Annotated in this window: 17 protein-coding genes; 7 read left to right on the forward strand and 10 right to left on the reverse strand. The window is 67.4% G+C overall.

Annotation, left to right across the window (positions count from 1 at the left end; translation table 11 throughout):
• Positions 1-97: 97 nt before the first annotated feature.
• From KO481_RS36630 to KO481_RS36645, 4 genes are all read right to left on the reverse strand, one after another.
• Entirely contained in the window at positions 98-949 is an 852-nt protein-coding gene (locus KO481_RS36630; RefSeq protein ID WP_215923127.1) for an alpha/beta fold hydrolase, read from the reverse strand.
• Between the two features lie 169 nt (positions 950-1,118).
• Positions 1,119-1,757 carry a cytochrome b/b6 domain-containing protein gene (locus tag KO481_RS36635; protein ID WP_281066261.1) on the reverse strand — a complete coding sequence of 213 codons (639 nt, stop codon included), beginning with the start codon at positions 1,755-1,757 and terminating at the stop codon, positions 1,119-1,121.
• Positions 1,757-2,446, reverse strand: a complete 690-nt coding sequence (locus tag KO481_RS36640) for a molybdopterin-dependent oxidoreductase (protein ID WP_245402050.1) — start codon at positions 2,444-2,446, stop codon at positions 1,757-1,759. Before KO481_RS36640 ends, KO481_RS36635 begins: the two co-directional genes overlap by 1 nt.
• Positions 2,447-2,552: 106 nt before the next feature.
• A complete protein-coding gene (locus KO481_RS36645) occupies positions 2,553-4,178 on the reverse strand; it encodes a tannase/feruloyl esterase family alpha/beta hydrolase (protein ID WP_215923130.1) in 1,626 nt (541 codons plus the stop codon).
• Between the two features lie 366 nt (positions 4,179-4,544).
• Here KO481_RS36645 and KO481_RS36650 point away from each other — a divergent pair, with 366 nt between their 5' ends.
• The 6 genes from KO481_RS36650 (at position 4,545) to KO481_RS36675 (ending at position 9,185) form a co-directional block, all read left to right on the forward strand.
• Complete coding sequence (locus KO481_RS36650) at positions 4,545-5,471, forward strand: alpha/beta hydrolase (RefSeq protein ID WP_215923131.1); 927 nt, start codon at positions 4,545-4,547, stop codon at positions 5,469-5,471.
• A 17-nt stretch (positions 5,472-5,488) separates the two neighbouring features.
• Positions 5,489-5,812: an EthD domain-containing protein gene (locus tag KO481_RS36655; protein ID WP_215923132.1), complete on the forward strand. Its 324-nt coding sequence runs from the start codon at positions 5,489-5,491 to the stop codon at positions 5,810-5,812.
• A gap of 80 nt (positions 5,813-5,892) precedes the next feature.
• Complete coding sequence (locus tag KO481_RS36660; protein WP_215923133.1) at positions 5,893-6,492, forward strand: Crp/Fnr family transcriptional regulator; 600 nt, start codon at positions 5,893-5,895, stop codon at positions 6,490-6,492.
• A gap of 84 nt (positions 6,493-6,576) precedes the next feature.
• On the forward strand, positions 6,577-7,530 hold the full coding sequence (locus KO481_RS36665; protein ID WP_215923134.1) for an NADP-dependent oxidoreductase: 954 nt from the start codon (positions 6,577-6,579) through the stop codon (positions 7,528-7,530).
• Positions 7,531-7,755: 225 nt separating this feature from the next.
• The gene (locus KO481_RS36670) at positions 7,756-8,508 is read left to right on the forward strand and encodes an SDR family oxidoreductase (protein WP_215923135.1); all 753 of its coding nucleotides are present in this window, start codon (positions 7,756-7,758) and stop codon (positions 8,506-8,508) included.
• Positions 8,508-9,185 carry a DUF998 domain-containing protein gene (locus tag KO481_RS36675; RefSeq protein WP_215923136.1) on the forward strand — a complete coding sequence of 226 codons (678 nt, stop codon included), beginning with the start codon at positions 8,508-8,510 and terminating at the stop codon, positions 9,183-9,185. The genes KO481_RS36670 and KO481_RS36675 overlap by 1 nt, the downstream gene beginning before the upstream one ends.
• Positions 9,186-9,199: 14 nt before the next feature.
• On the opposite strand, the gene KO481_RS36680 is transcribed toward KO481_RS36675, so the two are convergent.
• Genes KO481_RS36680 through KO481_RS36690 form a run of 3 tightly spaced genes read right to left on the reverse strand, consistent with a single transcriptional unit; the run spans position 9,200 to position 11,708 of the window.
• Positions 9,200-10,276, reverse strand: a complete 1,077-nt coding sequence (locus KO481_RS36680) for an AraC family transcriptional regulator (RefSeq protein WP_215923137.1) — start codon at positions 10,274-10,276, stop codon at positions 9,200-9,202.
• A 50-nt stretch (positions 10,277-10,326) separates the two neighbouring features.
• The gene (locus KO481_RS36685) at positions 10,327-10,614 is read right to left on the reverse strand and encodes a putative quinol monooxygenase (protein WP_215923138.1); all 288 of its coding nucleotides are present in this window, start codon (positions 10,612-10,614) and stop codon (positions 10,327-10,329) included.
• A 47-nt stretch (positions 10,615-10,661) separates the two neighbouring features.
• Positions 10,662-11,708, reverse strand: coding sequence for an aldo/keto reductase (locus tag KO481_RS36690; protein WP_215923139.1), 1,047 nt, complete (start codon positions 11,706-11,708; stop codon positions 10,662-10,664).
• 102 nt (positions 11,709-11,810) lie between these two features.
• On the opposite strand from KO481_RS36690, the gene KO481_RS36695 reads away from it, so the two are divergent.
• On the forward strand, positions 11,811-12,713 hold the full coding sequence (locus KO481_RS36695) for a helix-turn-helix transcriptional regulator (protein WP_245402051.1): 903 nt from the start codon (positions 11,811-11,813) through the stop codon (positions 12,711-12,713).
• A 53-nt stretch (positions 12,714-12,766) separates the two neighbouring features.
• On the opposite strand, the gene KO481_RS36700 is transcribed toward KO481_RS36695, so the two are convergent.
• The 3 genes from KO481_RS36700 to KO481_RS36710 form a co-directional block, all read right to left on the reverse strand.
• Positions 12,767-12,928 (reverse strand): hypothetical protein, encoded by a 162-nt coding sequence (locus KO481_RS36700; protein WP_215923140.1) that lies wholly within the window; start codon positions 12,926-12,928, stop codon positions 12,767-12,769.
• Positions 12,929-12,948: 20 nt separating this feature from the next.
• Positions 12,949-13,290, reverse strand: coding sequence for a DUF3467 domain-containing protein (locus KO481_RS36705; RefSeq protein ID WP_215923141.1), 342 nt, complete (start codon positions 13,288-13,290; stop codon positions 12,949-12,951).
• Positions 13,291-13,388: 98 nt separating this feature from the next.
• Complete coding sequence (locus tag KO481_RS36710) at positions 13,389-13,826, reverse strand: hypothetical protein (RefSeq protein WP_215923142.1); 438 nt, start codon at positions 13,824-13,826, stop codon at positions 13,389-13,391.
• Positions 13,827-14,207 lie beyond the last annotated feature (381 nt).

A 14,207-nucleotide genomic window follows, 5' to 3' on the forward strand; every position in this document is an offset into this window, starting at 1 on the left:
GGCCCCGATGACCACCACGTCAGCGGTGCGTATTTCCTTGTCGGACATGATTTTTCCTTCGATGCATCAGTCAGCGACCGGGCGCCTTCGGCGGTGATCAGCGGGCCGAGTTCGCGGCGGCCTTCTCGATGACCTCGGCCACTCGATCGGGATGCGAGACGGCGACCGAGTGCGAGGCCGCGATCTCGGTGACATGGGCGTGCGCCCGCTCGGCCATGAACCGCTGCGCCGCGACGGGGATATTGCTGTCCTGAGTGGTGATCACATCCCAGCTGGGCTTGTCGGTCCAGGCGGCCACGGTGGCCTTCTCCTCGAGCGCGGACTGCAGGACCGGGCGCTGGGAGGCGGCGGCCAGGGCGGCGCGGGCGGCGGGAACGTCGGCGGCGAACTGGTCGTGGAACTTGTCCTGCTTGATGTACAGATCGGTGCCCGTGCTGCCATCCGGGTTGGTGAACGCGACGGGATCGAGCGTGCCCGCCAGTGTGGATCCCGGGAACTTGTTGGTCAGCTCCAGCGCAGTCTCACCGACCGCGGGCAGGAACGCCGCGACGTACACCAGCGCCTTGACCTGATCGCTGCCCGCCGCGGCGGCACTGATCACCGATCCGCCATACGAGTGCCCGACCAGGACGACGGGTCCGCTGATATGGCTGATCAGCCCCCGCACCGTAGTGGCGTCGGCGGTGGGACCACGCAGCGGATCCGCCGCCGCGACAACGGGATAGCCGTCCTTGTGGAGTTTGTCGACGACGTCGTTCCAACTCGAACCATCGGCGAACGCGCCGTGAACCAGCACGACGGTCGGCTTGGGCGCATCCTCGGTCGGCCCGGCATGAGTTGTGGTGCTCGCGGTGCACGCGACAGCCAGGCTGCCCGCCGCCACCGCGGCCGTGACCGCCGCGATCACCCGGCCCGCGCGCCGGATACGGGGGCGTCGAATGTCGACCATGTCGTTGTCCTTTCGAGGAACGGTGATGCACGCTGTGCGACTCCCACTGTGGTTCGCGCGCCCCTATCGCCACATCTGTCAACTGACGCAGCCGATGACGTAGTCACCATGAGCATGGCCCGCACCACTCGAAGGATGGCGGGACTGCGGTGCGGATCTGCTGCGGCGATCAGGGCAGTGATCGGCCGGTCTCGGGCGTTATCGGCGGCTCCTCGACCAACCATCGAGGATGCCGCCGATCCGCCCAGACCCGCTCGACGTATCCGGTCCGCATACCGCGCCGCGCCTCCGGATCCCGGAGCGCCAGGCGCATATGACCCGCCAGCACGGCCGCGATCGCCCAGGCGAAGACGTCGTGCACGAAGATCGCGCTGGTCCGGGAGATTCCGGTGAGCAGGTGCTGGAACCACATCAGCAGGCCCGTGCCCATCATCACCAGCACGGCCCCGGCGATCCAGCCCGCGTAGAGCTTCTGCCCGGCATTGAACTTGCCGGCGGGGCGGTCCGACCGTGCGGTCAGGCCGCCCCGGACCGCACGCAGCCAGTGCCGGTCGTAGGGCGCGAAGCGGTTCAGCCGGCGGAGATCGGCGCGGAAGGCCGAGGAGAACAATCCCAGCAGGACCGGCGCAGGCAGCAGCACGCCCGACCACTCGTGGACGGTCACCACGAGATCTCGACGACCCAGTAGTTGCGACAGCGGCCCTACATAGAGGAACGCCGCGGTCGTCGTGCAGAGCAGCATCAGCATTCCGGTGGCGCGGTGGACCATTCGCTCCGCGGTGGTAAACCTTCGTATCCCGGGTGCCATCAGAGCCAGCCGTCCACATCATATCCGCGCTGTTCCCAATAGCCGGGGACGACCCGCTCGGTGACCGATATTCCGGACAACCATTTGGCGGACTTGTAGAAGTACATCGGCGCGACATAGAGCCGGACCGGGCCGCCGTGCTCGTGCGTGATCGGCGCGTCCTGCATCCGAAGCGCCACCAGCACATCGGAACGCCGGGCCTGCTCGAGCGTGAGGCTCTCGGTGTATGCGCCGTCGAAACAGTCGAAACTCAAGGCTCTTCCGCTCGCGCCCACCCCGGAGTCCTCGAGCAGGTCGGACAGCCTCACACCCTCGAACGGCACCTTTTCCACGCGCCAGCCATCGGTGCACCGCACATCGCGGACGACCCGGGCCTGTGGCAACGCGCGCAGGTCCGCGAGCGTGTACGTCCGCGGCCGGTTCACCAGGCCGCCGATTTTCAGCGTGTAGTCGTTCTCGCCTTTGCGCGGGACCGAGCCGACAACGCTGTAGTACCGGAACCCGGCCGGGTTCGGGAGCAGACCGGCGAGACCGGTCGGATCATTCTGAGAAGCCTTGGCCAGCAAGCCCTCCCAGCCGGATTGCAGGTACGGCGCGGTGACCAGCCCCGTCGCACCGAGGCCGAGCATGCCCAGCAGTGTTCTGCGAGCTACCGGGGCGCCGTCCGGCAGATTTCCGGGTTCGTTCATCGGCATCATCGACTCCTTCGGTCGCCTTGAATGTCTGTGCGGCCCGGTGGCTTTCGGGCCCGCCCCCATCGGGAGGGCGGGCACGGTCATGCCGCGATGATCGGAATCAGGGTGCGACGCAACGGAAGCTGGCCGGTGATGTCGGGTCACCGTCGCCGCTGTAGTGCGAGACCAGCGGGAAGCGGCAGAGGTCGCGCGAGGCGGTCCGGCCGGTGGGCGTAGGCAGCGTGGCACGCAGGACCTCCGGTGCCCGGCCGTGCTCGACCCACGCGGTCAGGGCGGTCAGGTCGTTGATGGTGTCACCGGTAAGGGCGCAGTGCGCGACGCCCGGGGCCAGGAAGACGCGGTAAAAGTCGTCGACCTTGGCGGAGCCGCCCATCTGCGCCTCCACGCGGTGGCGGTAGTCGACGGTGCCCGCGGTGGGAATCAGCTGGTCGGCGTCGCCCTGCCAGGTGATCAGCTTGCCGCCCGCCGCACGGAACGCCGACAGATCCGGATCGGCGGTGCCGATTATCGGGTCGTACTCGGCGCGTGCCTGCTGGAAGATCTGGTCGAACTGAGCGTAGGTCAGGTGCGCGGTGTCGAACTTCGGCTGCTTCTCCACGAACGTGGCGACCCACTGGGCGGGGACGATGAACGGCACGCCCGTGGTGACGCCGTCCGGGCCGCTGGTGGCGGCCGTCAGCGCGGTGAAGTCGGCGCCGGTCGGCAGGCCGAACCACAGCTGCTTGCCGTTCGGGTCCCGCGGACCGTCCCAGATCTTGCGGACCACCTCGGCGTCGGACTCACTGATCGTGTATTCCTTGCCGTCGCACTGCACCTTGGTGCCGATCAGGCGGCGCGGATCGAAGGCGCACTTGGCCGGGTCGCTGATCAGACCGTCGGCAAGGCCGTCCGCGGCGTCACATTCCTTGACCGCCGCCTGGTTGAAAGCGCTGAACTCACACGCGGTCGGGTAGGTGTGCGCCTCGTTCATGACCACCTGCGGCCACAGCGTGGCGACCTCGAACTGATTCCAGTTGATGGCCGGGGCGTCGGCATTGATGCCGTTGAAGTCGGCCGGGTACTTCTGGGCCTCCATATAACCCTGCCGTCCCCCGGTCGAGCAGCCGTTCCAGTAGGCGTAGGACGCGGCATTGCCGTAGACGTCCTTGACGACCTGCTTGCCCACGATCGCCAGTTCATGCACCGACCGGGACGAAAAGTTCTCCAGCAGTGCGGCATTGACCTTGCCGCTCGGATCCAGCCCCCAACCGGTGTCCAGGCCGCTGGTGTCCACACCGGCATCCGTGGTCGCGGCCGCGTAGCCCTGCTTGACCGCCGTGGCCACGCCGCCGATGTTCCCGGCGGCATAGGCGGCGCCACCGACCGCCTGGAATCGGCCGTTCCACCCGGACTCCGGCAGCCAGACCTGAACCTTGGCATGGTCGTTCGCGCCGGGGTGGGTCAACGTGACCGTCACCTCGCAATGCGCGGGGACCTCGGGCACCGGGTAGCCGCCCAGCGGCGGGCTACCGGGGACCTGGAACGTTCCGGCGGAGACGTCGGCCGTTGTCAGCGAGTCCACGATGGCGCCCACCGGTGCCGGGATCTGAAATGTGGAGCAGTGGAAGGCGTTCGTGCCCGCCCGGGTGGCGGTGGAATCGTGCGATGCGTCCACCAGTGCGTAGACGGCAGCGGCGCCTGCCACCGTGATGCCGACCGTCGCGAGCGTCAGAAGTCGTCGTTTCAAGATCTCTCCTCGATTGGAACTCCCTCTCACTGTCGCCAGCGCACCCGCAGTGGCACATCAGTCACCTGACGCTCCAACCGACGTAATCCGACGCTGAAGGGATGCCGGTCCAGTCGAACGCCGTCACGGAGCGGGACGCCGACCGCGCGGAGTGCAGTAGTAATCGAAGGCGACCTCTGCGGTACTCGATTCCAAGCGGGATTACGTCAACTCAACGTCAACCGACAGATTCGGGCGCCTGCCCGCATCTGCGAAGTTTATTCCGTGACGACGGTGCGGGTAACTCCGCGCACTGTGCGCAGTTCCCGGCGCTCGCCGGACACGAAGCGCGGTCTATGCGCGACCCCCACATGAAACGGAGAATCCATGCCCAAGATCAATGTCACCTTCGACAGCGCCGGCATTACGCTCGCTGGCCACCTCTACACACCGCGGCAGTCCGTGGGCGGACCGCGTCCAGCGATCGTTGTCAGTCACCCCGCCAGCGGCGTCAAGGAACAGACCGCCGGACTGTACGCATCCAACCTTGCTGAAAAGGGTTTCGTGGCACTGACTTTCGATGCCGCCCACCAGGGCGAGAGCGGCGGTGAACCCCGCGGCCTGGAAGATCCGGCCCACCGAGTCGAAGATATCAAAGCTGCGGTGTCCTATCTGGTTACCCGGTCCGAGGTCGATGCCGAACACATTGGTGCGCTCGGAATCTGCGCATCCGGCGGCTATGTGCTCTCGGCCACCGGTGGCGACCACCGCGTGCAGGCGGCGGCGACCGTCAGCGGTGTAGATGTGGCTCGCCTGTTCCGCTTCGGCGCGGACGGCGCGCAGGATCCCGCGGTCTTCCAGGGCATGCTCGATGCGGCGGCGTCTGCACGCACGGTTGCGGCCGACGGAGGTAAGCCGGACACGCTGCCTCTGTTCCCCGAGACAATCGAGCAGGCTGCCGAACTCGGCGGCGAGTACGGCGCCGAAGGATTCGAGTACTACTGCACTCCGCGCGGTCAGCACCCCCGCTCCGCCAAGGCATTCGACTGGACCAGCATCGACAGGCTCGCGATGTTCGATGCCTTCGCCGCAGTGCCGTTGATCGGGCAGCGACCCCTGCTCATGATCCTGGGCACCCGCGCCGTCACGGCGTGGATGGGTCTCGAAGCCTTCCAGAAGGCGGTGGGACCCAAGGAGATTCACTGGATCGAGGGCGCGAGCCACGTCGACCTCTACGACAGGGAACAGTATGTCGGTCCGGCTGTGGAGCGACTCACCGAGTTCTTCGCCGAGCACCTCCAGCTGAGCGTTTGAGTGAGGAGAGCAGCACTATGTTCAAGATCATCGCCCTGCTGGTGAAAAAGCCCGGGTTGAGTACGGACCAGTTGATCGAGCATTACGAACACCAGCACGTTCCCCTTGTGACCAGTCTGGCCCCGGTACCGATGGGCTATCGACGCAACTACGTCGTCTCCGACGATGCAGCCGGAGATGTCGACATCATCACCGAGCTGAGCTTTCCAGATCGCGCGGCCTATGAGTCGTGGGTGGCGCTCATGTATGCACCGGGGTCGGGGGTCGCCGAGGACGAGTGCACATTCCTCGACCGTTCTCGCACACGGTCATTCACCGTGGAGGAGCACGTCACCGCTTGACCGTGCCCTCCGTTCGACTCGGAGCGGTCATGCCGGATCGAGTGTGGAATCTGCGGTGTGTGCACAGGGTTGTGCCTGAGATGGATTCGGCATTCCAGGCCTTCGTCACGGCCATGCGCGCGGTCGCTTCTCTTCCCGACGAACAGTTCGTGCGGGCGCGGGCCATTTTCCGGCCGGTGGGGTTGGAGCGGGGCGCGCATTTCGCCAACGCGGGAGAGCCCGCCGACAAGGTCGGGTTCGTGGTCGATGGGCTGTTGCGCGCCTATTACCTGACCGCTGACGGGGTGGACCGTACCAAGAGCTTTCGCGAGTCCGGGCAATTGGTCTGTCCGTTCGGGGCGAGCCTGCGTAAACAGCTGTCGGATCTCTTCATCCAGGCCCTCGCGCCGACCCGGATGCTGGTGACCGACCGGGCGCGTTTCGACGAGCTGACCATGGGGCACGCGGGGTGGGGGATTGTCATGCGGCGGCTCACCGAACGGCATTTCCTGGAGGAGGACAGCGCGCACCGTCGTTTTCTGGTCGGCAATGCCGAGGCGCGGTACGACGAATTCCTGCATGAGCATGAGCATCTGGCGAACCGGCTCTCGGGTCGGGAGACCGCCTCTTACCTGGGTATCACGCCGGAGGCCTTGAGTCGCATCCGCGATCGGCGGCGCCGCGCCGGCATGCCCACCTGAGATCCTCGGGCGAGCATCAGTCCGGTCTGCGGGCATTGATTCAGATCAATGCCCGGGCGACCGTGAGTTCGTAGTTTCGATCGCATGGAAACCACCAAAGCTATTGTCATCGAATCCTTCGGCGGACCGGAAGTGCTTCGCCTGCAGGAACTTCCGCTGCATGATCCGGGGCCGGGGGAGGTGCTGCTGCGGATCGAGGCCGCCGGCGTCAATCCGGCCGATCTGGGTATGCGCGACGGCCGTTATCCGTGGGCGGAACCGCCACGTTTCCCGCTGGTGCCGGGCTACGACGTTGCGGGCGTGGTGGAGTCGGTCGGTCGCGAGGTCATCGGCCTGGCGGTGGGAGATCCGGTCACCGCCACCACGGCACACGCGCACAGCCAGATCGGTTCCTACGCAGAGCGTGTCGTGCTACCGGCTGACCGGGTAGTCCCCGCGCCGGGATTGACCGTCGAAGCCCGCGCCTGCCTGCCGCTGGCAGGAACCGTTGCGCTACAAGCACTCCGACGGTTGGGGCTCAACAGAGATCAGGTCCTGCTCATCAATGGTGTCAGCGGAGCCGTGGGCTGCTTCCTGGCTCAGCTGGCCCACCGCGCGGGCAGCATCGTGCTCGGCACGGCCTCCACCGATGACCACGACTACCTGCGCTCCCTGAGCGTCGACCCGCTGGACCGCCACCGCCCTCTCGTCGACCAGCTGCATGACCGTGGCATCGACACCGTGGACGCGGCCTTCGACGCGGTCGGCGGACCGTCCGCCGGTGCGGCCTTCGCGACAGTCCGCGACAACGGCCGCTATGCCACCATCGTCCCGGACTTCTGGATCCCAGGCGGGCAGTTCACCCCCGCCCGCGGTATCACCCCCGAGGTCGTCGTCTACTCGCCCATCCGCGCCGACCTGGCCGAACTCGTCGACCTCGTCTCCGCGGGCGCCTTGCACGCACGAATCGCCGACACCCTTCCGCTGGCCGCCGCGCCCGAGGCCCACTCCCGCCTCATGAAGGGTGGCCTCCGCGGCAAACTCCTGCTCCGCCCGTAGGGTCTCACAGCCGCCGCTCCCGAGGACCGCTCGGGGCGTACACGCCAGTGAGCGACCGGCCCGGTCGAATTCGTCGTTCCCCCGGCCGGTCGCGGGGAGGACGAACGAATCGGTCTACAGATGGCGTCATCGGTTCCTTGTCGGCGTGATCGGTCCTGGGATCGGCCGTCGAGCGCCGACAGGATGGCAGTGGCTCGGAACCGAAGAGAGAAGTGGAGTCGACCGATGTCGAAAGTTGTTCGGGACCTGGAAGGCAGAGTGGCGCTGATCATCGGCGGCACGCGCAATCAGGGCTCGGAGTTCGCCAGGGATATCGCCGCGCGCGGTGCGGTCACGATCGTCACCTACCAGGGTGACGAACAGGCAGCCAAGGACACGTTGGGGGCGCTCGAGGCCTTCGGCACGACGGCCGAGGCGATACGCTCCGACGCGACCTCGGCGGCCGAAGTCGACGCGCTGTTCGCGGGCGTCGTTGCACGGCACGGCAAGCTGGATATCGTGGTGCACGTGCCGGGGCGGGTCATCAAGAAGCCGATCGCGGACACCACCGACGACGATTTCGATCAGCTGATCGTGCGCAATACGCGGACCGCGTTCAACACGCTGCGGGCCGCGGCCCGCCACCTCGCCGACAACGGCCGCTATGTGGTCTTGTCCACCACGCTGACCTCGATCATGACCGGCACCTACGGCCTGTATTCCGGTTCGAAGGCGGCCGTCGAGCGCATGGTGGTCGCGGCGGCCAACGAACTGGGCGGGCGCGGGATCACGGTCAATGCCGTCGCTCCGGGCCCGGTCGACGACGACTTCTTCCGTGGCGCGGAGACGCCCGAATCCATTGCGGCGGCGGCACTGCACAATCCGCACGGGCGTCTCGGACTGCCCACCGACATCGCGCCGGTGGTCGCTTGGCTGGTCAGTGACGCGGCGGGGTGGGTGTCCGGGCAGACGATCCGCGCCAACGGCGCGATGTTCTGATGGCGCCCACAGCGACCGATCGGGTGCGGTCCACCGACACCTGGCTGCCACGAGTGACCGCGGCCTGCTGGCTGTTCACGCTGGTGTACTTCCCCGTCTCGATCGCGGTCGCTCATGGGTGGCCGGCGGGATACCGCATGTCGGACAACTACATCAGCGATCTCGGTATCACGCGCTGCGGGGAATACACCGATCGTGACGGGATCTCGCGGTGGGTGTGCTCGCCCGACCACGTGGTGCAGAACGTGATGTTCGTGCTCACCGGGCTGGTGACGGTCGCGGGTGCGCTGGGCTGGGCGCGCATGTGGAGTGGGCGCGGGTTTCGCGCCGGGTGCGCGCTTCTGGCCGTCGCCGGACTAGGTATCGCGGGGATCGGGTTGGCGCCCTGGGACATTCGGCCGCAGACGCACGACACCATTGCATTGGTGCAGTGGATTCTGCAGTTGGCGGGTATGGCCCTGGTCGTCCCGGAGGTAGCGCGCAGGCGGCGCGGCCTGGCCATCGGTACCGTGTCGTCCGTTGCCATCTCGGTGATCGGCGGGGTGTTCCTGTTCGCGAGAGGCCATTTCGGTCTCGGTGCGGGGATATCCGAACGCATCGCGTTCGACACCCTCACGCTGTGGGGCGGACTGGTCGGGTTCTTCCTGTGGCCCGCGGCCGGCCGCCGGTCGCGCTGAGAATGCCGGTCGGCCTACCGTCGCGCGTGCCCCCGGCGGTCGGCGTGACGGTAGGCATCCGGGGACAGGCCGGTCCAGCTGTTGAAGGCGCGACCAAGGGCACGAGCGTCGCTGTAGCCGACCCGCAGGGCGATGGCCTGCACGGTAAGGGTGGTATGGCGTAGTAGGTGACTGGCCTGTTCACAACGCGCTGCCGCTAATTCCTCGCCCCAGGACGTACCCGCCGCGGACAGGCGTCGTTGCAGGGTGCGGTCGGCGACCGCCAGTCGCCCGGCGACGGCGCCGATCCGTGGACCGCGTTTCGGTGAGCTGTCCGTCGGCCCGGTTCGCTGGGTCATCTCGGTGCGCAGCGCCGCGCGGAAGGAATCGATCCAGCCCGGGACGGGCCGGGCGTCGTCGATGGCCTGCTGGGCGGCGGTGTGGAGAATCCGGCGCAGGCAGGGATCATGCGCCCGGGGTGCGGTGTGGGAGCCGGTGAGCCGGTAGTGGATGAGGTCGGCCGGCTGATCGAAGTGGATCGCTTCGGTGCCCAGGGCGTCTTCGAGATATCGGTGCCGGCGGGGCGCCGGGTGCGCGAAGTCGACCCGAACCGGCACTGCCGCTGCGCCGAAGGCATCGCGGGCGCGCCGGACCGCCACGGTGACCCCGAATTCGTTGATGATGCTGCGGGTCTCGCCGTAGGTCGTGCCGCAATACCCGACGGTGAGCCCGGACCCGTGCTCGGTGACCTGCAGCCGGGCGGCCGGATCGCAGATGACGTCACTGAACCGGGCCGCATCGCGAAAACCCTCCACCAGCGTCGGGGCACTGCTGAACAGGTAGTCCCAGACGTGCAGTCGCCCGTAGTCGGCCGTATCGGCGGCCCGGACACCCGCCTCGTTGCCGATGACGTGCTCCATCAGTACCCACAGCTGATACTGGCTCTGCGACGGGATCCGGATCCGGTCATCGGCCAGCAGGTTCCGATCGAAGTTGCCGATCCGGGTGGCCTCGGCCTCGTCGATCCCGGACCGGACCGCCGTGTCCAGCGCGATTCGCACCGCATGCCCCGACACCGTGCTCACGAGTGCGGGATTCTTGTTCGGTTTCATCCCCCTCGATTCTGGTTCATCCCCCTCGATGACGATGTCTTGTAGCCCGGCTATTCGGCGACGAGGCGGTTGATGATCATGGGCTCGGCCAGGATTCCCTTCAGGACTCCGGCGACGTGCTGGAAGTGCTCGGTTGTGAAGTGCTTTTCCAGAGCGTCGGCGTCGTGCCACTGTTCCACCACGACCGCGTGGGCCGGGTCGTTCGGGTTGGCGAAGGGCTGGTAGGTGAGGCAGCCGGGTTCGGCCAGGGATGGCTCGATCATGGCTTCCAGTGCGGTGCGCAGGCGGTCCTCCTGGCCGGCGGAGGCGCGCAATTCAGCGACGACGTGCAGGGTCATGGTGTTCTCCTCGACAGTGGCTGTTCGATATTCGGATCCGGCGGCGCTCAACGCAGGATCGGGCCCTCGCCCGCGCCCGTGGCGCGCAGCGCGGTGGCGATGGCGTCCAGGTCGGCGGCGGTCAGCTCCAGTGCGGCCGCGTCGATCCAGCCGTCGATCTGGTCGGGGCGGCGCGCGCCGACGATCGCACCGGTGACGCCGGGCCGGGTCAGGGTCCAGGCGATGGCCACAGACCCGACGGTGGTGTCGTGGGCCGCGGCGATCGGGCGCAGCGCGTCCACCAGCGCGAGGTTGCGGTCGAGTTCGGTGGTGAACTCCGGGAAGCCCTTGCGCCAGTCGTCATTCGGCAGGTTCGCGACCCGCTCGGCCGAGAAGGTGCCTGTCAGCAGGCCGGAGTGCTGCGGCTGGTAGACAATGCCGCCGGTGTGATGCGCTGCCGCCCAAGCCAATTCGTCGGCCGAGCCGCGCTTGATGAGCGAGAACTGCGGCTGAATCGCGTCCACGTGAGCGATGGACTCGGCGATCTCGAGTTGCGGCACATCGTGATTGGACAGGCCGATGGCGCGGACCTTGCCTTCGGTCACGAGTTCGGCCATGGTCTGCCAGTACTCCTCGAGCGGGGTGACCGTCGTGGCCTCCACACCATCGGGGTCCGAGAACTCCAGGGAGGCGCCGGTGTCCGGCCAGTGCACCTGATAGAGGTCGATGCGCTCGACGTTCAGTCGCCGCAGTGAATCCTCGATTTCGCGACGGACGCTGGCCGCGGCCATGATCCGTCTGGGCGCGGCGCTGCGGTCGCTCTCGTCCCAGACCAGTCCGGCCTTGGTGAAGATGTAGGGCCGCTCGGCCTCGGGCAGCCCGGCGGTCGCCTTGGCGACCACTTCCTCGGAGTGGCCGAGTCCGTAGACGGCCGCGGTGTCGATCCAGTTCACGCCGGCCTCGACCGCGCGCCGGATGGTGGCGATCGACTCGGCGTCGTCCTGGCCGCCCCAGGCGTAGCGCCAGCCCGAGCCGCCGACGGCCCACGCACCGAATCCGATCCGGCTGATGTGCATACCGGTCGTGCCGAGCTGACGGGTGGGAAGGGAGGTCATCGTGTGTGCTCCTCGTGTCTGTTCGCCGTCCGTTGCGGCGCTGAGCACTACTTTCGTCTCCCGCAAGCGCGGTAAACAGTGCGGCGTCTGCCTGGGCACCCGATGACCAGGATGGAATCCGGCGGTCTCGGGGTTACCGATGGCATGGCCCTGGACCGTCGCGCCGAACTCGGTGAATTCCTGCGCTCCCGCCGCGCCCGGCTCAGCCCCGAGGAGGTGGGCCTCGTGGATCATGGCGCGCGGCGGCGGGTTCCGGGCCTGCGCCGCGAGGAGCTGGCCCTGCTGGCGGGCGTCAGCGTGGATCACTATGTGCGCCTGGAGCAGGGGCGCAGCCTGCAGTTCTCGGAATCCGTGCTGGACGCGGTGGCGCGGGCGCTGCGGCTGAATCAGGTGGAACGCGACCACCTCTACCGCCTAGCGCGCCCGTGGTCGGGCGACGAGCCGCCCGCCACGCAACAGGTGCGCCCGGGCTTGCGGCGACTGCTGGACACCGCCCACGACGTGCCCGCCTACATCGTGGGTCGTGGAGTCAGCGTGCTGGCATGGAATCGCCTGGCGGCGGCCCTGATCACCGATTTCGGTGCGCTGCCGCCCGAGCAACGCGACCTCCTGCACCTGGTCTTCCTGGACGAGGGCGCGAAGGATCTCTACGAAGACTGGGACGACAAGGCCGCCGACACCGTGGCCTACCTGCGCCTGGACGCGGCCCGCAATCCCGGCGATGCCCGCATAACCGCTCTGATCGGCGAAATGAACGCCAAGAGCCCAGAATTCGCGGAACTGTGGCAGCGGCACGAACTCAAAGACAAGACCCACGGCCGCCATATCTACCGCCACCCGATCGTGGGCCGGCTGGAGCTCGGCTACGAAACCTTCCGGCTCCCGGACGATCCCGACCAGGCCCTGGTCGCCCACCATGTGGAGCCCGGCTCCCCCGGCGCCGACGCCCTGCGGTTGCTGGCAACCCTGGCCGCCGAACCCGCCAAGATGTCAGGCAGGGCGTAGCCGCAAGCACACCGTCGGGGCGGACGACGGTACCGGTGTCTGGTCGGCTCGGGCTATTCGGTGGGTTCGGGTTGTTCGCTCGGCGAGACGGGGGTGACGAGGTAATGGCGGCCGGGGATCTGCTCGGGCCGGTACCGCACGGCCGGATCGGAGATGATGAGGCGGTCGCGTGGGCAGGCGATAAGGGTGATGGGGCCTGATTTCGGGGTTTGCATGTTCTTCTCTCCGGGCGGGGTTATTCACCGAGGTGGATGATGGGGCCGAATTGTCGTTCGTAGTTGTTCATGCTGTCGTTGAGTGTCTGCATGAGCCGGAAGATCAGCGCGGGCGGGAACTTCACCCGGGAGGTGACCTGCACCGGCTGCCGCACCGCCGGTTGCCCGGTCTCGCTCACCCCGCCGGGTCCGCTGGGGAGATAGACCAGGAAATCGAGAGTGAAGTCCGTGCGGTTGTACCAGCAGGTGAACCCGTTGGCATACACCCCGGCACCGACTACCTCCGGCACGATGACATCGACATCGACGTCGGGTTCGTCCGCGGGGGGTTCGTCCGGGGGCGGCGGAACCGGGCCGCTCACCGCGGATATCCCATGCTGCGGGCCTGGCGAACCGGCCGCACCAGGTGTCGGGTACGGCCGGTCGCCAGCACTGCGATCACTGCGTCATCCTCGCCGGGTCAGCGGCCCTGTTGGAGCCGGGCCTGCTGGCGGATCTGGTGGAGTTGCATCTCCCACTGACCGGCCCGGTCCTGTGCCCGGCTGGCCTGGTCCTCGGCCTGCTGCGCCAGCTGGGTGGCCTGGTCGGCCTGCTCCTGGGCGCTGCCGGCCCGCTGCTGGGACTGATTGGCCTCACCCTGGGCCTGCTGAGCCTGGCTTTGGGCCCGGTCGGCTTCGGTCTGGGCTTGCTGGGCCTGGTTGGTGGCCAGGATCGCCTGCTGGCGGGCCTGCTGGGCCTGCTGGTTGGCCTGGTTGGCGTCCTGCTGGGCGTGCTGGGCCTGATGCTGCACCTGCCGCGCCTGCGCCTGCGCCTGACGCGCGAGACCCGCTGCCTGCATCGCGTACTGGCGGGCGTTCTGCGTCTCTTGCCGGGCCTCGTCCATTCGTAGCCGAAGCATCTCCACTTCCGCCTGCACATCGATCTCCCGGATCTCCCGGCTCTGCGTCGCGCTGCTGCTCTCCTGTACCGCCATGGTCGAACCCCTTCCATTGATGGATGTGTGGATTGACGCTGAAGGTTGTTGCTGGCCGAACGCGCGTGCCGAAGCAATTCTCACCGAACCCCACCGATCCGCGGCAACTTTATGGCAACAAGTTAGAAACATTGACGAAACATCCGCAGACCCGATCTCGCTGAAGCATCTGCACAGACGCGTGGCGTGTTCGCCAGTTACCTGCACTGTGCCGGCACTGTTCGATAGGGAAAGAAGAGAGGTGTACTCACCGCTCAGCATCTCTGATCCGGTGGTCACCGGGCTGGCCGAGTTGTCGCGGTTCGA

This window comes from Nocardia albiluteola (assembly GCF_018860155.1).
Classification (GTDB): Bacteria; Actinomycetota; Actinomycetes; order Mycobacteriales; family Mycobacteriaceae; genus Nocardia; species Nocardia albiluteola.